The organism is Plantibacter flavus, from assembly GCF_002024505.1.
Lineage (GTDB): Bacteria > Actinomycetota > Actinomycetes > Actinomycetales > Microbacteriaceae > Plantibacter > Plantibacter flavus_A.
The window spans coordinates 245,874-266,005 of record NZ_CP019402.1 but is presented as its reverse complement, the minus strand read 5'-3'; the positions used below and the strand labels follow the sequence as shown (position 1 = coordinate 266,005).

At 69.9% G+C, this 20,132-nt stretch carries 22 protein-coding genes and 4 pseudogenes; 13 read left to right on the top strand and 13 right to left on the bottom strand.

Features of this window, described 5'->3' with window-relative positions; translation table 11 throughout:
• Positions 1-8: 8 nt before the first annotated feature.
• A complete protein-coding gene (locus BWO91_RS01180) occupies positions 9-287 on the bottom strand; it encodes a hypothetical protein (RefSeq protein WP_153303339.1) in 279 nt (92 codons plus the stop codon).
• A gap of 176 nt (positions 288-463) precedes the next feature.
• On the opposite strand from BWO91_RS01180, the gene BWO91_RS01175 reads away from it, so the two are divergent.
• Positions 464-979: a GNAT family N-acetyltransferase gene (locus BWO91_RS01175; RefSeq protein ID WP_079000648.1), complete on the top strand. Its 516-nt coding sequence runs from the start codon at positions 464-466 to the stop codon at positions 977-979.
• A gap of 7 nt (positions 980-986) precedes the next feature.
• Here the strand turns inward: BWO91_RS01175 and BWO91_RS01170 are convergent, their stop codons facing one another.
• From BWO91_RS01170 to BWO91_RS01135, 8 genes are all read right to left on the bottom strand, one after another.
• Complete coding sequence (locus tag BWO91_RS01170) at positions 987-2,918, bottom strand: hypothetical protein (RefSeq protein WP_079000646.1); 1,932 nt, start codon at positions 2,916-2,918, stop codon at positions 987-989.
• 10 nt (positions 2,919-2,928) lie between these two features.
• Positions 2,929-3,681 (bottom strand): SDR family NAD(P)-dependent oxidoreductase, encoded by a 753-nt coding sequence (locus BWO91_RS01165; protein WP_064295403.1) that lies wholly within the window; start codon positions 3,679-3,681, stop codon positions 2,929-2,931.
• 234 nt (positions 3,682-3,915) lie between these two features.
• Positions 3,916-4,830, bottom strand: coding sequence for a phosphogluconate dehydrogenase C-terminal domain-containing protein (locus BWO91_RS01160; RefSeq protein WP_240555629.1), 915 nt, complete (start codon positions 4,828-4,830; stop codon positions 3,916-3,918).
• Positions 4,785-5,582, bottom strand: coding sequence for a sugar phosphate isomerase/epimerase family protein (locus BWO91_RS01155; RefSeq protein WP_079000642.1), 798 nt, complete (start codon positions 5,580-5,582; stop codon positions 4,785-4,787). The genes BWO91_RS01160 and BWO91_RS01155 overlap by 46 nt, the downstream gene beginning before the upstream one ends.
• The gene (locus tag BWO91_RS01150) at positions 5,579-6,406 is read right to left on the bottom strand and encodes a triose-phosphate isomerase family protein (protein ID WP_079000640.1); all 828 of its coding nucleotides are present in this window, start codon (positions 6,404-6,406) and stop codon (positions 5,579-5,581) included. Before BWO91_RS01150 ends, BWO91_RS01155 begins: the two co-directional genes overlap by 4 nt.
• Complete coding sequence (locus tag BWO91_RS01145) at positions 6,406-6,876, bottom strand: ribose-5-phosphate isomerase (protein ID WP_064295405.1); 471 nt, start codon at positions 6,874-6,876, stop codon at positions 6,406-6,408. Before BWO91_RS01145 ends, BWO91_RS01150 begins: the two co-directional genes overlap by 1 nt.
• The gene (locus tag BWO91_RS01140) at positions 6,873-8,657 is read right to left on the bottom strand and encodes a dihydroxyacetone kinase family protein (protein WP_079000638.1); all 1,785 of its coding nucleotides are present in this window, start codon (positions 8,655-8,657) and stop codon (positions 6,873-6,875) included. Before BWO91_RS01140 ends, BWO91_RS01145 begins: the two co-directional genes overlap by 4 nt.
• A complete protein-coding gene (locus tag BWO91_RS01135; protein WP_240555628.1) occupies positions 8,654-10,033 on the bottom strand; it encodes an MFS transporter in 1,380 nt (459 codons plus the stop codon). Before BWO91_RS01135 ends, BWO91_RS01140 begins: the two co-directional genes overlap by 4 nt.
• Before the next feature lie 140 nt (positions 10,034-10,173).
• On the opposite strand from BWO91_RS01135, the gene BWO91_RS01130 reads away from it, so the two are divergent.
• A complete protein-coding gene (locus BWO91_RS01130) occupies positions 10,174-10,911 on the top strand; it encodes a FadR/GntR family transcriptional regulator (RefSeq protein ID WP_064295407.1) in 738 nt (245 codons plus the stop codon).
• 92 nt (positions 10,912-11,003) lie between these two features.
• Here the strand turns inward: BWO91_RS01130 and BWO91_RS01125 are convergent, their stop codons facing one another.
• Positions 11,004-11,603: an NAD(P)H-dependent oxidoreductase gene (locus BWO91_RS01125; RefSeq protein ID WP_079000636.1), complete on the bottom strand. Its 600-nt coding sequence runs from the start codon at positions 11,601-11,603 to the stop codon at positions 11,004-11,006.
• A gap of 117 nt (positions 11,604-11,720) precedes the next feature.
• Between BWO91_RS01125 and BWO91_RS01120 the strand changes: the two genes are divergently transcribed.
• Positions 11,721-12,851: a VanZ family protein gene (locus tag BWO91_RS01120; RefSeq protein WP_079000632.1), complete on the top strand. Its 1,131-nt coding sequence runs from the start codon at positions 11,721-11,723 to the stop codon at positions 12,849-12,851.
• Positions 12,852-12,947: 96 nt separating this feature from the next.
• On the opposite strand, the gene BWO91_RS01115 is transcribed toward BWO91_RS01120, so the two are convergent.
• Positions 12,948-13,418 (bottom strand): TetR/AcrR family transcriptional regulator, encoded by a 471-nt coding sequence (locus BWO91_RS01115; RefSeq protein ID WP_240555853.1) that lies wholly within the window; start codon positions 13,416-13,418, stop codon positions 12,948-12,950.
• Between the two features lie 336 nt (positions 13,419-13,754).
• Here BWO91_RS01115 and BWO91_RS01110 point away from each other — a divergent pair, with 336 nt between their 5' ends.
• From BWO91_RS01110 to BWO91_RS01105, 4 genes and pseudogenes are all read left to right on the top strand, one after another.
• On the top strand, positions 13,755-14,822 hold the full coding sequence (locus BWO91_RS01110; protein ID WP_240555627.1) for an ABC transporter substrate-binding protein: 1,068 nt from the start codon (positions 13,755-13,757) through the stop codon (positions 14,820-14,822).
• A gap of 151 nt (positions 14,823-14,973) precedes the next feature.
• Positions 14,974-15,273, top strand: a complete 300-nt coding sequence (locus BWO91_RS20125) for a hypothetical protein (RefSeq protein WP_240555626.1) — start codon at positions 14,974-14,976, stop codon at positions 15,271-15,273.
• A 206-nt stretch (positions 15,274-15,479) separates the two neighbouring features.
• Positions 15,480-15,644: pseudogene (locus BWO91_RS20485) on the top strand (ABC transporter permease); the annotation flags it as partial.
• Between the two features lie 74 nt (positions 15,645-15,718).
• A complete protein-coding gene (locus BWO91_RS01105; protein WP_346425815.1) occupies positions 15,719-16,420 on the top strand; it encodes an ABC transporter permease in 702 nt (233 codons plus the stop codon).
• 338 nt (positions 16,421-16,758) lie between these two features.
• Here the strand turns inward: BWO91_RS01105 and BWO91_RS20380 are convergent, their stop codons facing one another.
• Entirely contained in the window at positions 16,759-16,890 is a 132-nt protein-coding gene (locus BWO91_RS20380) for a hypothetical protein (protein WP_276207388.1), read from the bottom strand.
• A 244-nt stretch (positions 16,891-17,134) separates the two neighbouring features.
• Between BWO91_RS20380 and BWO91_RS19505 the strand changes: the two genes are divergently transcribed.
• The 6 genes and pseudogenes from BWO91_RS19505 to BWO91_RS20115 form a co-directional block, all read left to right on the top strand.
• Positions 17,135-17,299: a hypothetical protein gene (locus tag BWO91_RS19505; RefSeq protein WP_153303338.1), complete on the top strand. Its 165-nt coding sequence runs from the start codon at positions 17,135-17,137 to the stop codon at positions 17,297-17,299.
• A gap of 244 nt (positions 17,300-17,543) precedes the next feature.
• A complete protein-coding gene (locus BWO91_RS01100; protein WP_079000634.1) occupies positions 17,544-18,245 on the top strand; it encodes an ATP-binding cassette domain-containing protein in 702 nt (233 codons plus the stop codon).
• Between the two features lie 163 nt (positions 18,246-18,408).
• Positions 18,409-18,603, top strand: a pseudogene (locus BWO91_RS20540) (peptide ABC transporter ATP-binding protein); the annotation flags it as partial.
• A gap of 29 nt (positions 18,604-18,632) precedes the next feature.
• Positions 18,633-18,728 (top strand): annotated as a pseudogene (locus tag BWO91_RS20535) (hypothetical protein); the annotation flags it as partial.
• A 521-nt stretch (positions 18,729-19,249) separates the two neighbouring features.
• Positions 19,250-19,660: a hypothetical protein gene (locus BWO91_RS20120; RefSeq protein ID WP_240555625.1), complete on the top strand. Its 411-nt coding sequence runs from the start codon at positions 19,250-19,252 to the stop codon at positions 19,658-19,660.
• Positions 19,594-19,923: pseudogene (locus BWO91_RS20115) on the top strand (glycoside hydrolase family 3 N-terminal domain-containing protein); the annotation flags it as partial. The gene BWO91_RS20120 and the pseudogene BWO91_RS20115, both read left to right, overlap by 67 nt.
• Here BWO91_RS20115 and BWO91_RS20110 read toward each other — a convergent pair.
• Positions 19,863-20,012 (bottom strand): hypothetical protein, encoded by a 150-nt coding sequence (locus BWO91_RS20110; protein WP_240555862.1) that lies wholly within the window; start codon positions 20,010-20,012, stop codon positions 19,863-19,865. The pseudogene BWO91_RS20115 and the gene BWO91_RS20110 overlap by 61 nt on opposite strands.
• Positions 20,013-20,132: the final 120 nt, after the last annotated feature.

The window sequence follows — 20,132 nt, the reverse complement described above, 5'->3', positions numbered from 1 at the left end:
TCCGACCGTCAGCGTCGCGTGGAGATGCGACCGTAGGCGTCGACCGTCACGATGAGCGACTCGACCTTGCGGTTCACGACGCGGATGATCACGACGATGAGCCAGAGCCCGCCGAGGAGGAGCGTCAGGATCAGGTTCCAGAACCAACCGATGCGCTTCTGTCGCTGCAGCACGGCCTGCTGGCCCTGCACCGACGACACCGTCCAACCGCGCGCGGCGTAGCGGGCGACTTCGGCGTTCAGGACGGCGGTGAGCTGCTCCATCGGGAGCGGAGTGGAGGAGGACATGCCTCGAATCTACCCGTCGCGGGCGCCAGGCCCCCGAGCCCGACACCGCCGGTCCCTGAGCTCGTCGAAGGGCACCCTGGCGCCCCACGGCCGACCCCCTGAACCCGGCATCACCGGTCCCTGAGCCCAACACCACCGGTCCCTGAGCTTGTCGAAGGGCGCTCTACGATCGATGTATGCGCATCCGTATCGCCGAACCCGCCGACCTGCCTGGCGTCCTCGCCATCCACACCGACGCCGTCGCGAACGGTGTGGCGATCTGGACCGAGGTCACACCCGACCTCGCCGAGCGCGAGGCATGGCTCGCCCGCCACCAGGAGCCGGGCCGGGTCGCGCTCGTCGCCATCGCCGACGGCCCCGACGACGCGCTCCCCGAGGGTGACGTCCTCGCCTACGGCAGTTACGGTCCGTACGCCGCGAAGGACGGGTACCGCCACACCGTCGAGAACTCCGTGTACGTGCACCCGGACGCACAGGGGCGCGGCCTCGGCAAGGCGCTCATGGTCGAGTTGTTGGAACGCGCCACGGCCGACGGCCACCACGTCATGCTCGCCCTCATCGAGGCCGAGAACACCGCATCGATCGCCCTGCACACGAAGCTCGGGTTCGAGCAGGTCGGCCTGCTGCCGGAGGTCGGGACGAAGTTCGGCCGCTGGCTCGACCTCGCCATCCTGCGCCGCACGCTCGCCTGAAAAGGATCTACGAACCCGAACGGGCGATCACGACCCGGGCGACCGCACCCGCGGCGAGTTCCGCGGTGTGCGGCTCGGATGCACCGGTCAAGACGACCCGGACCGGTGTCTCGCCGAGGTTGCCGAGGATCACGACGGTCTCGCCTGCGGCGTCGACGGCGGCGATCGCGGTCACACCTGCCGGCGAGACGGACGACCCGGCACCGAGCGACACCCCGCCGATCTCGACCGCGACGCGCTGCCGTCCGCTGAGCTCGGCGATCCACCCGAGCACCCGGCCGGCAGCCGTGAGCGTCCCGTCGGCCGCGACGAGCCCACGCGGTCCGGTCGCCTCGAAGTACGACAACGATTCGACCCCGGAGACGGCCAGCGCCGCGACACTGCCGACGACCCAGGCACCGAGCGCCTCCGCCGACTGCCGACAATCCGTCGCGCCGGGTACGTGCTCGGCACCGAAGCCCGCGCGGAGTTCCGAGTCGCGGGAGTCACCGGCGCTGGCCCGCGTGGTCGCGACCGCGTTGTAGCGGGCGCCGAGCGTGACCGGCCCGACGTGCAGCGGGCGGCCATCGGCGATCCTCACGGCGTCCGCCACGACGACCGCCTGCATGCCGAGCGATTCGACGAGCTGGTGCCCGCCACGGTCGTGCATGAACGGCGTGATGCTGAAGGCCACCGGGCCCACCCAGCGCTCGAGACGCGCGTGGTTGCGGTTGAGCTCCGTGAAGTGCGCGCGCGTGCCGCCGACGAGCTCGGGCTGCGGCGTCGGGACCTCGGCCCACAGGGTTCGCAGGACCTCGCCGAGCGCGGTCAACAGCGTGACCTCCGAGAGGTGGGTCCGGCGATGGAACGCCCCGACGCGCACGACGGGCACGGCCGCGTCACGCAGCCGCCGCAGCACCGGCTCGGCCTCCTCGCCCGTCCCGAGCACGAGTCGGAGGTCGAGGGGCCCGCCGCCGGCCTGGCGCACGGCGCGATCGAGGATGGCCGGCCAGTCCTGGTTCGTCGGGTCGATCTCCACGAGGATCCCGGTGATCGTGTCCGGGATCTCGGCGCCCGCGCGGCCGCCGTCGGCGTCACTCGACACCGAGGTCCAGATCGTGGGGATGGTGCCGTCGAGTGGTGCGCCGATCCGCCCTTCGACAGGCTCAGGGACCGGGTCCTCTCGTTGCCCCGCGAGCTCTGTCTCGGACACGACGGTGACGGCGAGCGGCGTCGCCAGTGGGGCGTCGGCTGGCTCGGCAGCGCCGACCCGTGCACAGCTGACCTCGACGGACTGCTCCACGACGTCACCGACCGCCAGTGCGACGGGGAACGGCAGCGAGAGGGGCGTCGAATAGGTCTTGAACGAGGCGTCGGTCCAGTTGCGCTGGTCCTCCATCTCGAAGACGTCACCGCTGAAGCGGACCGTGGTCGCGACGCGGTCGCCGGTCCAGGCGAGGGACCCGATGCGGATCGCCGGCTGATGCGGAGCGACGTGCTCCGGGAGGCGCACGGTCGTCGTGGACCCCTCCGGGTGGCCGACGACGAGCTCGGTGCCGGCGAGCGCCGGTGACTGCAGCACGATGAGACCGATGCGCGCGCGCCGGAACGCGGCGGTCACCTCGGCCCGGACGGCGACCCGCAGTGTCGACGCTCCGAGGTCGACCGACAGGGACCAGGCGACGGTCTCGCCATCGTCGCCGACCCGGCCGCGCAGGGCCAGGCCGCTCGTCGTGCGGTCGACCGCGTCGACGATGACGGGCAGTGTCTTCCAGTCCTGGTCGCGGACGACGAAGCGGATGCTGCGCAGCACGGGCTCGCCGTCGAAGGCGATGTCGTCGAGCTCCGAGCCGCGGAGCGAGGCCGACCAGGGCCCCCGGCCGACGGCGAGGGCGTCACGCTCGCGGTCGAGCAGGAGGTCGGATGCGACGCGGAAGGCGGTTCCCGAACGCGAGGTCATGATCGTCGGCTCAGAGGCTCGTCATGCCGCCGTCGACCCGGAAGGTCGCTCCGGTGGCGAAGCTCGACTCGTCGCTGGCGAGGTACACCATGATGCCCTCGACGTCCGAGGCCTGGCCGGGACGACCGAGCGGGATGCGCCCGACGATGGCGGCACGCGACTCCGGGTCGCCGGAGATCGCGGTGACGAGCGGGGTCTCCGTGTAGCCGGGGACGACGGTGTTCACGCGGATGCCCTGATCGGCGTAGGCCGCGGCGACGGTCCGGCCGAGGCCGTGGATCCCGGCCTTCGTGGAGCTGTATGCCGTGAAGTCGGCGCCCTCGCCGTTGAGCCCGGTCGGGCTGCCCGTGAGGATGATCGAGCCGCCGCGGCCGAGCATGGCGCGGACGGCGTGCTTGGTCGTGAGGAAGGTGCCGGTGAGGTTGATGTCGACCGTGCGCTGCCAGACCTCGAGGTCGAGGTCGGCGATCTTCGCGTCCTGGCCGAAGAGCTGTACGCCGGCGTTCGCGACGACGACGTCCGGGGTCTTGCCGGCGGCGTCCATGACCGCGAAGGCGGCCTCGACGCTCGCTTCGTCGGCGATGTCGAGTCGCACGGCGATAGCGGTCGGGAAGGGTGCCGCCGCATCACGGGCGGCCTGGATGTCGCGGTCGGAGAAGACGACGGCGGCATCCTCACGAGCGAACCGCTCGGCGACCGAACGTCCGATCCCCGATCCGGCACCCGTCACGAGCGCGGTCTTTCCTGCAAGTCGTCCAGTCATCGTCGCCTGTCTCTCGTGCGGTGTTGCGGGGGTGGTGTCGCGGGTGTCGTCTCGGGTGTCGCAATGGCTGTCGCGGGTGCGACATCGGGTCGTCTGCAGCCTATCCGGCACAACCGGTTGACCGCATGTGACGTTCGCAATTCAGGACGGCCGCGGCGCGCCGACCCGGATCGGGGGAGGGAGCGGGCCGACGCGCCGGGCACGTCCTGAATTGCGAACAGTTGGGGAAGCGGGCTACCGCTCGATCTTGTCGAGGTGGAGCATGGCGGCGAGGTTCTTGTCGAGCTCGTCGTCCTGGAAGACCTTCTTCCAGTCGTCCTTGATGATCGCGCTGCGGCCGTAGTCCATCGCGATGAGGCACGCGTCGGAGAACGGGTTGTCGCCCTTGAGCGAGTTCGCGAGGGCGACCTGCGTGTGGCCGAGGAGGATCGCGCGGGCGGCCGGCTCCGGCACACCCATGGTGTTGACGGCCTCGTCGAGCGACTCCTTGAGGAGCGCGCCGATCATGCAGGCGATCGTCTCCACGAGGGTCGGCTCGAGCTGCGCGAGCTGCTTGACCGTGACCCAGTGGACCTCACCGACGGGGGCGAAGATCGCCCGGACGACGGCCTCGACCTGCGCCTGCTTCTCAGCGTCGTCGGACTCGATCGCCGCGATGGCGTCCTGGAGGGCGGCGATGCCACCGAAGGTGTCCGCGTACTCCTCGGGCGTGTGGCGCTCGACGAAGACCGACGGGTGGCAGGGGTGCGTGACGGCCTGGATGACGTCGTCGCGACGCGTCAGCAGACCCGCGTACGCGGCGGCCGGGTCGAGCGTGAGGAGCACGGCGCCCGACTTCATGAGCGGGACGACGCCGGCGGACACGGCCTTCAGGGCGAGGTCCGGGACGGCGAGGATGACGACGTCGGCGTCGGTGACGGCCGCGTCGGTCTCGGTGAGCTCGCGGCCGGTCTCGGTCACACGCTCCTGGCCGGCGGGCGACACCTCGCTGTAGAAGACGGTGTGGTTGGTCTTCACGAGGTTGTTGGAGACGCGCATGCCCATCTTGCCGCCCGCGCCGATGACGGCGATGGTGAGCTGGTCCGCGACGGTGGTGGTGTCGGTCATGATCTTCCTTCTCTCAGGTACTGCAGGTTGTGTGCGGTCCACGTGCGCTCGAGTTCGATCGTCTCCGTGATGGAGTCGCCGAGCGGGAGCCAGTGTTCGATGATCTGGTTGACACCGCGCTCGTCCGGTCGGACGACGGCGGTGAGGGCTGGGTAGTCGAGCAGGCCGGTGCCGAGCGGGGCACCCTCGAGGGTGAAGCCGACCCAGCCGCCCCGGCGGGTGAACGCGAAGTCCTTGACGTGGATGTTGCGGACGTACGGAGCGGTGCGCTCGATGACGTCACTCGGGTGCTCGAGCCGGGCGACGGTGTTGGCGGGGTCGAGGCAGATGCCGAGGTTCGGGTGGTCGACGGCGGTCACGAGGTCGACGAGCTCCTGCGACGACAGCTGCTCGTAGGTCTCGAGTGCGATCGTCACGCCGGCCGCCTCGAACGCCGGGAGCACCGCGCGGAGACGATCGACGGCGTCCGTGTGTGACGGCCGGTCGTCGCCGGAGGTGACCATGCTGCGCAGGAGCTTCGCACCCAGCACGGTGGCGATGTGGAGGAAGCGTTCGAGGTGCGCGACCGCGATCCCCTTCGTCCCGAGTTCGAGGGCGACCCCGCGCTCGCGGGCGACCTCGGCGATCCGGCGCAGTTCATCGTCGGACATCGCCTCGATGCGGGCGTCGTCGCAGATCTGGAAGAGCTCGACGCCGGCGTCGGCCGTGCGCTCGATCATGCCGATGACGCTCAAGCGCTCGGGAGCGAGCTCGGAGCCCTCCCAGAAGAAGGTGTAGGTGCCGAAGCCGATCATGCTGTCCTCGGTCCCTGAGCCTGCCGAAGGGTGCCATCCTGAGCCTGTCGAAGGGCCTCGTCGAGCACGGCCTCGAGCGCCGCGACGTCGTGGGCGAAGCGTCCGAGGAACACACCGTCGACGTCGTCACCGAGCGCGGTCAGCAGACCGGGGCCCGCACTGCCGCCGTAGATGACGGAGCTACCGACCCGGTCGGCGCGCTCGGCGATCGATCGCTTCAGGATCGCGCCGACAGCTCGCACGTACTCGGCAGACGCGGGTTCAGCCGCACCGATCGCCCACACGGGCTCGTACGCGACGATCACCGGCCCAGCCACGGCATCGGCGAGCGCGGAGTCCAGCTGGCGCACGCACTCCGTCGCAGCCGCCTCGGGCGTCGTGCGCTCGACCTCGCCGATGCAGAGGACCGGTGAGAGTCCGTTGCGGAGGGCCGCGGCGGTCTTCTCGGCGACGACCTCGTCGGTCTCGCCGAAGAGCGAACGACGCTCCGCGTGGCCGACCTCGACCACGGCGACGCCGACCTCGGCGAGCTCGGGGCCGCCGACCTCACCGGTGAACGCGCCACGGTCCGCGCTCGCGAGGTCCTGTGCTCCGACCAGCACGCCCGTCCCGGCGAGGGCCGCCACCGACGGCGCGACCGCGAGGTAGCCGGGGATGACGAACAGTCGCACGCGACCATCGACCACGGCCTCGTGCCGACGGGCCAAGGCGCCCACCTGCTCGATCCACTCGAGGGTCTGCGCATGGCCGAAGTACATCTTCAGACTCACACCGACCACGCGGGGCGCGGTCGACGTGCTCGCGGTCGACGGGGAGGCGGTCATCAGCAGGAGCCCGTCGCCTCGTACTCACCGATGACGGCGACCTTCTCGGCGCTCGCGCTGGTCTCGTCGAAGCGGTAGGTGAGCCACTCGCGGACGAGGCGGCGGGCGAGCTCGATGCCGATGACGCGCTGGCCCATCGTCAGGACCTGCGCGTTGTTGCTGAGGACACCGCGCTCGACGGAGAAGCTGTCGTGTGCCGTGACGGCGCGGATGCCGGCGACCTTGTTGGCGGCGATCGCGACGCCCAGGCCGGTGCCGCAGAAGAGGAGCGCGCGGTCGGCCTGGCCGGACGCGACGAGCTCGGCAGCGGCGATGGCGACCCGCGGGTAGGCGGTGTGGCCGTCGGCGTCCACGCCCACGTCGACGAGCGAGGCGACGCCGTCGTGCTGCTCGAGGTCGCGCTTGACGATCTCCTTGTAGTCGAACCCGGCGTCATCCGAGCCGATGACGATGCGCAGCTGATCGGTCATGCGTGTACTCCTTCGTTGGTGGTGGTGCTGGTGGAGCCGTCCGGTGCAGTGGTGCCGGTGGCGCGCTCGAGGACGGGGACGATCGCCGTGACGATCAGGCCGAACGAGTAGGCACCGGCGTCGACGGTACCGAGGCTCTTCTCGGCGTGCGGACGGGCGCGGCCCATCTTCGGCAGGAGGTCCGCCGTCTCAGCGGCAGCGGTCGAGGCAGCCGCAGCGGCGGTCGTCCAAGCGGAGACGAGGTCGGAACCGTCGGCGACGGCTGCACGCAACGTGGTGGTGAACGGCACGAGCGCGTCGACCATCGTCTTCTGTCCGACCTCGGCCTTGCCGAACGACATGATGCCGTCGACCGCGGCCTGCACGCCGGTCGCGACGTCGGTGCGGTCGGGTGCGACCTCGTCACCGAGGGCGGTTCCGACCGAGCGGAGCGCGAGTCCCCACAGGGCACCGGACGTGCCGCCGGCGCGGTCCGCCCAGGCGTCGCCGGCCAGGTGCAGGACGGTGTGGGCACCGGCCCCGGCATCGGCGGCGGCGTGTGCGGCGGTGACGGCGGCACGAGCACCGCGCTGCATGCCGATGCCGTGGTCGCCGTCACCCGCGACGGCGTCGATCCGGCCGAGCTCCTCGACGTTCGTGTCGATGACCTGGACGAGCGCGTCGAGGGCCTCGACCACGACCGCGGCGGCGGCCCGGGACGCGTCGGAGGCGGCGGGGATCTCGGCAGCCGTCTCGGCGACGAGCTCCGAGGGGTCGAGCTGCTCGGCCGCTGCGACGACGCCCTTGCGGTAGGCGGGGGTGTCGGCACCGGCAGCCCAGAAGCCCTCGAGCTCCTCGTCCAACCAGAAGAGCGTGAGCGAGACGCCGGCCATGTCGAAGCTCGTGACGAGCTCGCCGACCTCGGGGTCGACGATCTCCACCCCTGCGGCCTCGAGCTGCGCGGCGACCGCACGGTAGACGACGAACAGTTCCTCGTACTTCACCGAGCCGAGGCCGTTGAGGATGACGCCGACGCGAGCGCCGGTGGCCTCGGAGACGCCCTCGGGCAGTTCCGCGAGCAGCGAGGAGACGAGCAGGGTGGCGAGTTCATCGGCCGTCGGCACGTCGGTCTCGTCGATGCCGGGCTCGCCGTGGATGCCCATGCCGACCGCCATGCGCCCCTCGGGCACGGTGAACAGCGGCTCGGTCGCGCCCGGCAGGGTGCAGCCGCTGAACGCGACGCCGAAGGACCGGGTGCGCTCGTTCGCGTGGGTGGCGACGCGGACGACCTCGTCGAGGTCGTAGCCCGCCTCGGCCGCGGCGGCGGCCGACTTGAAGACGGTGAGGTCGCCCGCGATACCGCGACGCTTGTGCTTCTCAGCGACGGGCGCGCTCGAGATGTCGTCGGTGACGGCGACGCTCCGGGTGGGGATGCCCGCTGCATTCAGCGCGTCCTGCGCCTGGGTGAAGTGGAGCACGTCGCCCGCGTAGTTGCCGTAGCTGAGGAGGACGCCGCCCCCGCGCTGCGCCGCCTTCGCGACCGACTCGACCTGATGGGCGGACGGCGACGCGAACAGGTTGCCCATCGCCGCACCGTGCGCGAGGCCCTGGCCGACGATGCCGCCGAACGCCGGGTAGTGGCCGGAGCCACCGCCGATAACGAGCGCGACCGTGCCCTCGGGCGTCCGGGTGCTCCGGACGACACCACCGGTCACGCGCCGGACCTGGTCACGGTTCGCGGCGACGAAGCCGTCGATCATCTCGTCGGCGAAGTCCGCCGGGTCGTTGAAGAGGCGCGTCATCGGGTCTTACCCGTGAGGTCGTCGTGCGAGACGCGCAGCTCGCGAGAGCTCCGCTGCTTCGAGAGGATCACCATGAGCGTGGCGGAGATCATCATGAAGCCACCGACGATGAACATCGGGACGACGTACTGCGGGGTGTCGCCGACCTTGGTGAGGTCCGCGACGGCACCGGTGATGTACGGCGCCGAGAACCCGGCGAGGTTGCCGACCGTGTTGATGAGCGCGATACCAGCGGCCGCTGCCGCACCGGTGAGGAACTGCGTGGGCAGCGTCCAGAAGTTCGGCAGCGCGGCGAAGATCGCCATGGCGGTGACCGCGATGACCGCGATGGTGAGGGCGGGCGAGTTGGCGAAGAGCGCGAGCGGGATGCTCACGGCACCGACGATCGCGGGGATCACGATGTGCCAGGTCTTCAGGCCACGGCGCGTCGCATCACGAGACCAGAAGTACAGGGCGATGGCGGCCGGCACGTACGGGATCGCCGTGATGAGGCCCTTCTGCATGACGTTGAACTCGGTTCCGAACGTCTCCTGGAAGCCCTCGATGATCGTGGGGAGGAAGAAGCCGAGCGCGTAGAGGCCGTAGATGAAGCCGAAGTAGATGAACGCGAGCATCCAGACGCGACCGCTCGTGAACGCGTGCTTGAGGCTGACGTGGCCCTGCTTCTGCTCCGTGGTGGCCTTCTCGTGTGCGAGAGCCGCGGTGAGCCAGGTCTGCTCCTCGGGGGTGAGCCACTTGGCCTCGGACGGACGGTCCTTCAGGTAGAACCAGGCGATGACACCGATGAGGATGGCCGGGAGTCCGACGCCGAGGAACATGAAGCGCCAGCCCTCGAGACCGAAGAACACGCCGTGCTGACCGATGAGCCACCCGGCGAGGGGTGCGCCGATGACGGTGGTGAGCGGCTGCGCCAGGTAGAAGAGGGCGAGGATCTTGCTGCGGTGCTTGGCCGGGACCCAGAGGCTCAGGAAGAGGATCGCTCCGGGGAAGAAACCGGCTTCGGCGACACCGAGCACGAAGCGGAGGATCGCGAGCTGCTCGAAGTTGGCGACCCAGGTGAACAGGACCGCGACGATACCCCAGGTGACCATGATGCGGGCGAGCCAGCGGCGGGCACCGAACTTGTTGAGCGCGAGGTTGCTGGGCACCTCGAGCAGGATGTAGCCGATGAAGAAGACGCCGGACGCGAAGCCGAACTGGGCGGCGGAGAGCGCGAGGTCCTCGTTCATGCCGTTGGGGGCGGCGAAGCCGATCGCGGTGCGGTCCAGGTAGTTGATGAAGAACATCAGCGCCACGAACGGCACGAGACGGATCGAGACCTTCCGGATGGCTGATCGCTCGACAGCCGGGTTGGCCGCGGGGGCGGTGGTGTCCACTATGACTCCTCGGGTGGGCGGCATCGATGCCGCGGGCAGGGCGTGGTCCGGGCCGGACCGGAATGAACGATACATCAACCGGTTGACCAATTCAAGCAGTGGGCTCCGGGCATGCCGACCCGCCGCGATACAGTGAACCCATGCCTGCGTTCCCGGATCGGCCGACCGACGACATCTCGTCCAGCCTCGGACCGGTCGCCGTGGGATCCGCCGTCTCCGCCGTCGCGAAGCGCCTGCTCGACCACTTCACGAGCGGTGAGATCGCCCCGGGGACCCGCCTCCCACCGGAGCGTCAGCTCGCCGCGTCCCTCGGCATCGGGCGGTCCGCCGTCCGCGAGGCCCTGGCGGCGCTCGAGATCCTCGGCGTCGTCGACGTCCGCCCGGGCAGCGGCACCTACCTCCGCGGCAGCGTCTCCGAACTCCTCCCCGAGACGCTCAGCTGGGGCCTCATGCTCGGCGAGCCGCGGACCCGCGAACTCATCGAGGTGCGCGGTCAGCTGGAGGTCTTCGCTGCCGGCCTCGCCGCGACGCGCATGGACGACATGGCACGCAACCGGCTGCGCAACCACCTCACCGCCATGAGCGAGGCGGGCGCCAATCGCACCAAGTTCATCGAGGCCGACCTGAAGTTCCACCTGGAGCTCGCCTCGGCCACCGGGAACCGCGTGCTCTCCGACCTCCTGCAGAGCATCCGCTCGCTCCTCCGCATCTGGGTGGAGCGCGGCATCCACGAGGACGTCGACGCCCAGCGCGCCTTCGAGGAGCACGAGGCCGTCTACGAGGCGATCATGTCGGGCGACCCCGCGGCGGCCACGGCTGCGATGCAGCACCACATGGACACCGCGACCGAGCGCCTCAACCGCACCCTCACGGCGTAGCACTTCGACAGGCTCAGTGACCGGAGTTCGGTTCAGTGACCGGGGTTCGGGTCAGTGACCGAGTCCCGGTCCCTGAGCCCGTCGAAGGGCGGTCAGGCGCGGATCGCCTCGACGACCGCGTCCACCGCGGCCTCGACCGCGCGCGTTCGCGCGTCGGCGTCCTCGCCCTCCGAGTCATGGAGGAAGGTCGTCACGCCGCGGCGAGCGCCACAGAAGTCGACGATGCCGTGCTCGAGCTGCGTCCGCATCGCCTGCTCGTAGCCGTGGCGGTCGTAGACCCCGGCGTCGTCGCCCGCGATCGGCACGAGGTGCACGCGCAGGCGGTCGAGCTTCCGGACGATCCCGCCGTCCGCGTCGAGGCCGAACGCCCAGCCGTTGACGAAGACGCGGTCGAACCAGCCCTTGAGGAGCGCGGGCGTCGACCACCAGTACACCGGGAACACGAGCACGAGGTCGGTGGCCCGGTCGAGCCGCTCCTGCTCGGCGGCCACGTCCGGGGTGAAGTCCCCGCCGACGCGGTAGGTGTGGCGGTCCGCGAGCGTGTACCGCGGGTCGAAGCCCTCCGCAGCCAGGTCCGCGACCTCGACGCCGGCCGGGTCCGAGGTCGAGCGCAGCTCCTGCGCGAGCCGCTGGGCGAGGTGATGGGTGAGGGAGTCGGGGTCGGGATGGGTGGTCACGATGAGCGTCGGCACACTCCATCATCGCCTGCATCGAGCGCGGGATCCGCCGTTCGGCACCCTCTGCAGGATGACCGGGGTCCGTCCGCCGACTGATGCCGCCGGCGCGGCGAGCGCCCTACAGTTGTCGGAATGAGCGGGTGGACATGGCAGGCGTGGGTCGGACTCGTCGGCGGCACGGTGATCTTCTTCGCCGTCCTCGGTCCGATCCTGCTCGTTCAAGTCCGTCGCTACGGCCAGATGTCGCTTCCCCGGGTGATCGGTGCTGCGGCGGTCAGTGTCTACGCGGTGGCCCTCGTCGCCTACACGCTGCTGCCACTGCCCGATGAGCGCGCGAACTGCAGCACGGCCCACGGGGCGCTCGAGCTGATCCCCGGTCACTCGATCGCGGACATCGCACGGGAGACCGCCGGGCTCTCGGTCCTGAGCACCCTGACGAGCCACGCGTTCCTGCAGGTCGTCCTGAACGTGATCCTCTTCATCCCGTTCGGCGCCATCGCGCGGCGGTACTGGAACCGTGGGCTCGGTGTCTCCATCCTGCTCGGGGCGCTCGTCTCCCTGCTGATCGAGTCGACGCAGTACACGGGCATCTGGGGTTTGTACGAATGCGCCTACCGGGTGGCCGACGTCGACGACGTGATCACGAACACGGCCGGGGCCGCGATCGGAGCACTCATCGCCCCGATCGTCCTCGGGTGGATGCCGAGCGCGCGAGCCCTGCGCGCCACCCGCGACCGGGCGCGACCCATCACCGTCTGGCGACGCTGGTTCGGCATGGTCCTCGACGCGTTCGCCGTGAACCTGTCGATCACGGTGCTGTCGCTCGTGTTCGTCGTCCCACGCGTCCTGCTCACGGGTGCGACCGGGACCGCCAACGACCCGACGCTGCCCGAGGTGCTCAGCATCGGTGCGGGCACGGTCGTCCTCGTGATCGTGCTGCCGGCGCTCATCGGGAGCGGTGCGTCGCTCGGGCAGCGCCTCGTCTGGCTCGCTCCGCAGTGGCCGGACGGACGCGGATCGGCGGCGCGGCGCCTCTACCGCGGGTCCGTCGTGGCCCTGCCGTACATCGCCACGACGACCGCCGCGCAGATACCCGACGCCACGAGCGGCCTCACGCAGACGATCGTCGGGATCATCGGGATCCTCAGTTTCGTCATCGTCGCCACGGCCGTCGTCTCCGTACCGTTCACCCGGCACCGCCGCGGCGTCTCGTACGTCTCCGTCGGCGCGGACCTGCGCGACGCACGGGCGACGACGCCGTAGCGCGACAGCAGGAGATCAGCGCCGCAGCAGGACCCACTCGCTCGAAGGCTCCTGCCCAGGGGCGGACCTCCTGGTGCCGCGCCGGCCGCTCGGCGCCTAGAGCTCGGTACCGAGGAGCCCCGACAGGAAGGCGTGGAGCTCGTCCGCCATGTCGACCGACTCCGGCGCGAGCAGCCACTGCACCTGCAGGCCGTCCATGAGCGCGAGGGTCATGAAGGCCGCGCTGGTGGTGGGGAAGCCGGCCCGCACGCGTCCTGCGGAGACGAGCAACCCGAAGGTGCGCTCGAGCCGCGCGCGCGTGCCCTCGTAGCGCTCGACGAAGTAGTCGTGCGCCGGGTGGTCGGGCGAGGTCGCCTCCGCCGAGAGCGTGCAGTAGAGCGCGACCACGCCGGGCACGGAAGCGTTGTACCGGGCGAGTGCGACCAGCCCCCGGAGCGTCTCGATCGGGTCGTCGCCGTCCATCGGGACGAGCGTCGCCGAGAGGTCGTCGCGGTGGGACAGCACGGCGGCGAGCAGCGCGCTCTTGTTCGGGAAGTGGTGCAGGAGTCCTGCCTCGCTCATCCCCACCTGCGCGGCCACCTCCCGAAGCGAACCCGCGCGATATCCCCGTTGGCGAAGACGGCGAGCGCGGCGTCGAGGATCGCGACGCGCTTCATACCGGTTTTCGCATATGCACCGCGGGGCTTCCCCTGCGGCTTGTTCCCGGTCTTGACCGATGTCATCGGACGACCTCCCCCTTCGGACGGCTTCACGATAGCGCGTTCCCCGTCGAACGCCGCGGCCTGGTCGTGATCCAACTGTGACATGGTCGAAAACAAAAAGCTAGTGACCACTCGGCTTTCGTGCTAGCGTCCTCAATCACCAGCGATCCGATGAGGGATTGCTCACAGCGAATGGACAAAGATGTTCCGATGGAAGACGACCGCAGCCGTCGCGGTCACCGCTGCTGCACTCGTGCTCACCGGATGCTCCGGTAGCACCTCCGGCTCTGACAGCGGCTCCGGTGGCACCCTGATCCTGGGTGCGATCACTCCCCCCACCACGTTCGACCCGGCCGGCTCCGAATGGGGCAACCGCTCGCCCTTCTACCAGGCCGTCTTCGACACCCTGCTCGTCGCCACAGCCGACGGCGAGATCGTGCCGTCGCTCGCGACCTCCTACGAGTACAACGACGACAACACCGTCCTGACCCTCAAGATCCGCGACGACGTCACCTTCACCGACAAGTCGAAGCTCACCGCCGACGTCGTCAAGCAGAACCTCGAGCGCTTCAAGACCGGCACCTCCCCCGACGCCGGCTACTTCGCGGGTGTCGCCTCCGTCGAGGCGCCCGACGACACCACCGTGGTCATCACCCTGAGCGCGCCGGACCCGGCCATGCTCAACTACCTCACCCGCGACCCCGGCCTGATCGCCAGCGCGGAGTCGTTCGACAGCCCCGACCTCGCCACCAACCCGGTCGGCTCCGGACCGTACGTGCTCGACACGGCCGCGACCGTCACCGGCACGAGCTACAGCTACACCGCGAACCCCGACTACTGGAACAAGGACTGGCAGCACTACGACAAGCTGACCATCAACGTCCTCCAAGACGCGACCGCCGGCCTGAACGCCGTCAAGTCGGGCGAGGTCAACGGCATCAAGCTCGCGAACAACGACAACCTCGCCGAGGTCGAGGGCGCCGGCTGGACCGTCAACGCCAACGAGCTCGACTTCCAGGGCATGCTGCTCCTCGACCGCGCCGGCACGATGAACCCGGCGATCGCCGACGTCCGCGTCCGTCAGGCCATCAACTACGCGTTCGACCGCCCGGCTCTGCTCAAGGCGCTGCAGAACGACAACGGCACGGTCACGGGTCAGGTCTTCCCGGAGAACTCCCCGCCTTCGACAAGTCGCTCGACGACCGCTACGGCTACGACCCCGAGAAGGCCAAGGAGCTGCTCGCCGAGGCGGGTTACGCCGACGGTCTGACGCTCTCGATGCCGTCCTCCACGGTGCTCGGCGCACCACCTACACGCTGATCTCGCAGCAGCTGGCCGACGTCGGGATCACCGCCGAGTACACGGACCCGGGCAACAACTTCATCGCCGACCTCCTGGCCCCGAAGTTCCCGGTCTCCTTCATGGCGCTGGAGCAGAACCCGGACTGGCAGCTCATCCAGTTCATGATCGCCCCGAACGCCGTCTTCAACCCCTTCAAGTACGACGACCCGAAGGTCGACGAGTACATCAAGCAGATCCAGTACGGCGATGAGGCGACGCAGGGCAAGGTCGCGAAGGAACTGAACCAGTACATCGTCGAGCAGGCGTGGTTCGCCCCGTTCTACCGGGTGCAGGGCAGCTTCGCGACGGACGCCAACACGACCGTCAAGATGATCCCGACGAACGCGTACCCGTCCATCTACGACATCCAGCCGAAGTAGTCCGCTGGTCCTGAGCCTGTCGCGGGTCCGCCCTTCGACAGGCTCAGGGACCGGAACCGGAACCCGTCGCAGGCCGGCCGTCGACAGGCTCCGGGACCGGGACCGACCGGTCGCACGTGTCGTATCGACCCCGGCCCGCCAGAGTGTCCAGCGCTCGGGCGGGCCGGCCCCAACACCCCTCACTCACCCACTTCCTGGAGTGACCCATGCTCGGATTCATCCTCAGACGCCTGGTGTCCGGCGTCGTCCTCATCTTCGTGATCTCCGTGATCGCGTACTCCCTCCTCTACCTCGGCGGCGGCGACATCGCCCGCCGGATCCTCGGCCAGAGCGCCACCACCGAGACCGTCGCGAAGAAGGCCGCCGAACTCGGCCTCGACCGCCCGTTGCCGGTGCAGTACCTCGACTGGATCGCCTCCGCCTTCCAGGGCGACCTCGGCCGCTCGTGGTTCACCGGCCAGCTCGTGTCCTCGGCGTCACCGGCCGCCTCGCCGTCACCCTCTCGATCGTGCTCGGCGCGACCATCATCGCCGCGATCGTGTCCGTCATCCTCGGTGTCCTCGCCGCCCGTCGCGGTGGATGGATCGACAACGTCGTCCAGTTCATCTCCGTCATCGGCTTCGCGATCCCCAGCTTCCTCATCGCGCTCGTGCTCGTCATCACCTTCGCGATCAACCTCCGCCTGTTCAAAGCCACCGGGTACATCCCGATCACCACGTCCTTCTCCGGCTGGGTCGCCTCGGTGACATTGCCGATCATCGCCCTCGCGATCGGCGCCATCGCGACGGTCTCGCAGCAGGTGCGCGGTTCCGTCGTCGACGCGATGTCGAAGGACTACGTCCGGACGCTCCGCAGCCGCGGGCTCGGTACGGGCCGCGTCATCTACAAGCACGTGCTGCGGAACGCCGGCGGCCCCGCCCTCGCCGTCCTCGCCGTGCAGTTCATCGGCCTCCTCGGCGGCGCCGTCATCATCGAGCAGATCTTCGCCCTCCCGGGCATCGGTCAACTCGCCGTGCAGGCCACGACCCAGGGCGACATCCCCATCGTCATGGGGGTCGTCATTGCGACGGCCATCATCGTCGTCGTCGTCAACCTGCTCATCGACCTCGCGCAGGCTGCGCTCAACCCGAAGGTGCGACTGTCATGACCGCCATCGAAACCCCGCTCACCGTCCGACCCCGCAGGTCCGCGTCAACCTCCTGCGCCGGCTCCTCAAGCGCCCGATCGGCGCGCGTCCCTCGTGTTCCTCGTGCTCATCGGGGTCGTCGCGATCTTCGGACCGCTCATCGCCCCGCAGGACCGAACCTCGCGTCCCTGCAGCAGGTCCTTGCGCCACCGAGTGCCGACACCTCCTCGGAGCGGACAGCGCCGGGCGCGACGTGTTCTCCCGCCTGCTCGCCGCCACCCAGATCAGCGTCGCCGCAGCACTCTCGCCCTCGTCGTCGCGATCGTCATCGGGGTTGTCGCCGGACTGATCGCCGGGTACTACCAGGGGTGGTTCGACTCCGTGTCCTCGTGGTTCACGGCCTCATCATGGCGCTGCCCGGCATCGTCGTCCTGCTGGCCGCCGCGCCGTCCTCGGCCCGTCGTCTGGATCTCGATGGCGATCTTCGGCATCCTGCTCTCGCCCTCCTACTTCCGCTCGTCTACGCGGCGGTCACGGCCGTCCGCTCGGAGCTCTACGTCGACGCCGCCGGGTCTCGGGACTCAGCGACCCGCGCATCATCGGCAGGCACATCCTCTCCGTCGTCCGCGCACCGATCATCATCCAGTCGGCGATCATCGCGGGCATCGCCATCGCGATCCAGTCCGGCCTCGAGTTCCTCGGTCTCGGCGACCTGTCGGTGCCGACCTGGGCTCGATGCTCAACGACGGCTTCACGAACATCTACAAGGCACCGATCCTCATGGTCTGGCCGTCGCTCGCGATCGCGCTCACCTGCATCGCGCTCACCCTGCTCGCCAACGCGATGCGCGACGAGCTCGAGCGCACCGTGTCCGTCCGTCGCGCCGTCGCAAGATCGTGACGACGTTCGAAGACGGGCTCGAACACGATCGTCACGCAGTCGATCAGCACCTCCGGGATCAGTGAGGACGAGATCGTCGGTGTCCCGCCCATCCGCCACGACGACGACGCCGCGCCGCCGTCCGCGCCGAGGAGCTCGTCCTCAGCGTCGCGACCTCCGCGTCGCTACGACCAGGAGGGCGGGCGCGTGACCGAGGTCGTCCACGGCGTCGACCTCGACATCCGCAAGGGCGAGGTCACGCCTCATCGGCGAGTCCGGCTCGGGCAAGACCCAGACGCGTGGGGTGTCCTCGGCTCCTGCCGCGCGGCGGTCGGGTCACCGACGGGACGATCCGCTACGAGGGCACCCGGCTCGACACCCTCGGGGAGCGCGAGTACACGGCCATCCGCGGCAAGCGCATCGGCTACATCCCGCAGGAGCCGATGTCGAACCTCGACCGGCGTTCACGATCGGCAGCCAGCTCGTCGAACCCCTGCGCGTCACCCTCGGCCTCAGCAAGAAGGAGGCGACGGACAAGGCACTCGCCCTGCTCGAGCGGGTCGGCATCCCGAACCCCAAGCGCACCTTCGCCGCATTCCCGCACGAGGTCTCGGGCGGTATGGCGCAGCGTGTGCTCATCGCCGGCGCCGTCTCGACGGACCCGGACATCATCATCGCCGACGAGCCCACCACCGCGCTCGATGTGACCGTGCAAGCCGAGGTCCTGGACCTGCTGCGCGACCTCCAGGCGGAACGCGATGCTCCTCGTGACGCACAACTTCGTGTGGTCGCCGACCTCTGCGACCGCGTCTCGGTCATGCAGAACGGCCTCATCGTGAGACCGGGCCGGTGCGCTCGATCTTCAACCACGCGCAGCACCGTACACGCAGTCGCTGCTCGGCGCGATCCTCGACGAGGGTCCCGCCGACCGGCACTCGCGACGAACCTGACAGGAGAGACCCGATGACGTCGTCACTGCTCGAGGTGAAGGACCTCGAAGTCGAGTACCCGGGCAAGGGGTTCCGTGCCCAGTCGTTCAAGGCGCTCAAGGGCGTGTCGATCGACATCAAGCCCGTGAGACCGTCGGCCTCGTCGGCGAGTCCGGCTCCGGCAAGACCACGCTCGGTCGCGCCGTGCTGGGCCTCGCCCGGTCACCGGCGGCAGCATCCGCTACCGCGACCAGGAGATTCGGGCACCTGAAGCGCAAGGAGCGCCGGGCGCTGAGCTCGGAGATCCAGGTCGTGTTCCAGGACCCGTACTCCTCGCTCAACCCCTCGCTCACGATCGAGCAGATCCTCACCGAGCCGCTCACCGTCCGCGGCGTCTCCGCTGCTGACGCCCGCAAGCGCGTCGGATCCCTGCTCGACCAGGTGCAGCTGCCGACCGGCGCGGCCTCACGCTCCCCCGCGAGTTCTCGGGCGGGCAGCGGCAGCGCATCGCGATAGCCAGGGCGCTCGCCCTCGATCCGAAGCTCATCGTGTGCGACGAGCCCGTGTCGGCCCTCGACGCTGGTCGACCGGCCGGGGTCCTGGACTCTTCAATCCGACATCAGAGAGCAGCGGCGTCAGCTACCTGTTCCATACTCGCCGCCTCGAGGTCGTCGCCGGCACACAGCTCACGGTGCGGCTCCCTGTACCAACGGCGAGACGTCGGAGTCCGGGAGCGAGACCGGGGACGGCGCCCCGGCTGCACACCCCACCCCTACACGCAGCGCCTGTTCATGGCGGCACCGATCCCCGACCCGGACCGCCAGGAGGACCGCCGGGTGGAGCGCCGCCGCCTCATCGACGAGCAGCGTGCGGCGGAGTCCGCCGCCTGACCGTCGCTTCGACCGCCCGGTCGGCCGGGGCCAGGAACCTGGCGGCCGGGCGCACCATCCGGTTCCCGAGACCCACCCACCATCGGTCCCCGAGACCCCACAACCGGTCCCCGAGCTTGTCGAAGGGCCACCCCAGAACGGACCCACATCGCATGACCATCACCACTCCCCGGCACGCCGCCACGAAGCCCGTCGACACCGCGGCGATCGACGCCCTCGTCGCCCGGCTCGACCTCGAGGAGAAGGTCGCACTCGTCTCCGGCGCCGACTTCTGGACCACGGTCCCGCTCGAGAAGATCGGCCTGCGCGCCATGGTGCTGTCCGACGGCCCGGCCGGCGTCCGCGGTCCGCTGTGGGACGAGCGCTCGCCGTCGATCAACCTCCCGTCGGCGACCGCGCTGGCGTCCTCCTGGGACCCGTCGCTCGCCTACCGATACGGCGCCGTCGCGGCGGCCGAGGCCGCCGCAAGGGCGTCGACGTCGTCCTCGGCCCGACCATCAACCTCCACCGCTCACCGCTCGGCGGGCGGCACTTCGAGGCGTTCAGCGAGGACCCGGAACTGACCGGCTCGCTCGCGGCCGCCTACGTCAGCGGCCTGCAGGACAACGGCGTCGCCGCGACCCCGAAGCACTACGTCGCCAACGACTCCGAGACCGACCGCTTCACGGTCGACGTGCGCGCGAGCGAGCGCGCCCTCCGCGAGCTCTACCTCGCGCCGTTCGAGCGCACGGTGACCGAGGCCGGCACTTGGGCGATCATGAGCGCCTACAACTCCGTCGACGGCGTCACGATGAGCGAGAACGACCTGCTGGAGACGCCGCTCAACTCGGAGTGGGGCTTCGACGGCGTCGTCGTCAGCGACTGGACCGGTGTCCGCAGCCTCGGCTCGGCGCCGGCGTCGCAGGACCTCGCCATGCCGGTCCCGCTCCCGCATGGAGCGCGGCACTCGTCGAGGCCGTCCGCGACGGACGCGTCGCCGAATCCGACGTCGACCGCAAGGTCGCCCGACTCCTCGCCCTCGCGGTCCGCGTCGGC

What these genes read in the sequence shown, in the direction of transcription:
- BWO91_RS01120 (WP_079000632.1), top strand. Translation starts at nt 11,721, where the DNA reads ATGAGCGGGTGGACATGGCAGGCGTGGGTCGGACTCGTCGGCGGCACG.
- BWO91_RS01150 (WP_079000640.1), bottom strand. Translation starts at nt 6,406, where the DNA reads ATGACCGCCTCCCCGTCGACCGCGAGCACGTCGACCGCGCCCCGCGTG.
- BWO91_RS01175 (WP_079000648.1), top strand. Translation starts at nt 464, where the DNA reads ATGCGCATCCGTATCGCCGAACCCGCCGACCTGCCTGGCGTCCTCGCC.
- BWO91_RS19505 (WP_153303338.1), top strand. Translation starts at nt 17,135, where the DNA reads ATGCTCAACGACGGCTTCACGAACATCTACAAGGCACCGATCCTCATG.
- BWO91_RS20380 (WP_276207388.1), bottom strand. Translation starts at nt 16,890, where the DNA reads ATGCCGAAGATCGCCATCGAGATCCAGACGACGGGCCGAGGACGGCGC.
- BWO91_RS01140 (WP_079000638.1), bottom strand. Translation starts at nt 8,657, where the DNA reads ATGACGCGCCTCTTCAACGACCCGGCGGACTTCGCCGACGAGATGATC.
- BWO91_RS20120 (WP_240555625.1), top strand. Translation starts at nt 19,250, where the DNA reads ATGACCATCACCACTCCCCGGCACGCCGCCACGAAGCCCGTCGACACC.
- BWO91_RS01155 (WP_079000642.1), bottom strand. Translation starts at nt 5,582, where the DNA reads ATGATCGGCTTCGGCACCTACACCTTCTTCTGGGAGGGCTCCGAGCTC.
- BWO91_RS01145 (WP_064295405.1), bottom strand. Translation starts at nt 6,876, where the DNA reads ATGACCGATCAGCTGCGCATCGTCATCGGCTCGGATGACGCCGGGTTC.
- BWO91_RS01170 (WP_079000646.1), bottom strand. Translation starts at nt 2,918, where the DNA reads ATGACCTCGCGTTCGGGAACCGCCTTCCGCGTCGCATCCGACCTCCTG.
- BWO91_RS20110 (WP_240555862.1), bottom strand. Translation starts at nt 20,012, where the DNA reads ATGGCGAGGTCCTGCGACGCCGGCGCCGAGCCGAGGCTGCGGACACCG.
- BWO91_RS01130 (WP_064295407.1), top strand. Translation starts at nt 10,174, where the DNA reads ATGCCTGCGTTCCCGGATCGGCCGACCGACGACATCTCGTCCAGCCTC.
- BWO91_RS01165 (WP_064295403.1), bottom strand. Translation starts at nt 3,681, where the DNA reads ATGACTGGACGACTTGCAGGAAAGACCGCGCTCGTGACGGGTGCCGGA.
- BWO91_RS01110 (WP_240555627.1), top strand. Translation starts at nt 13,755, where the DNA reads ATGTTCCGATGGAAGACGACCGCAGCCGTCGCGGTCACCGCTGCTGCA.
- BWO91_RS20125 (WP_240555626.1), top strand. Translation starts at nt 14,974, where the DNA reads ATGGCGCTGGAGCAGAACCCGGACTGGCAGCTCATCCAGTTCATGATC.
- BWO91_RS01180 (WP_153303339.1), bottom strand. Translation starts at nt 287, where the DNA reads ATGTCCTCCTCCACTCCGCTCCCGATGGAGCAGCTCACCGCCGTCCTG.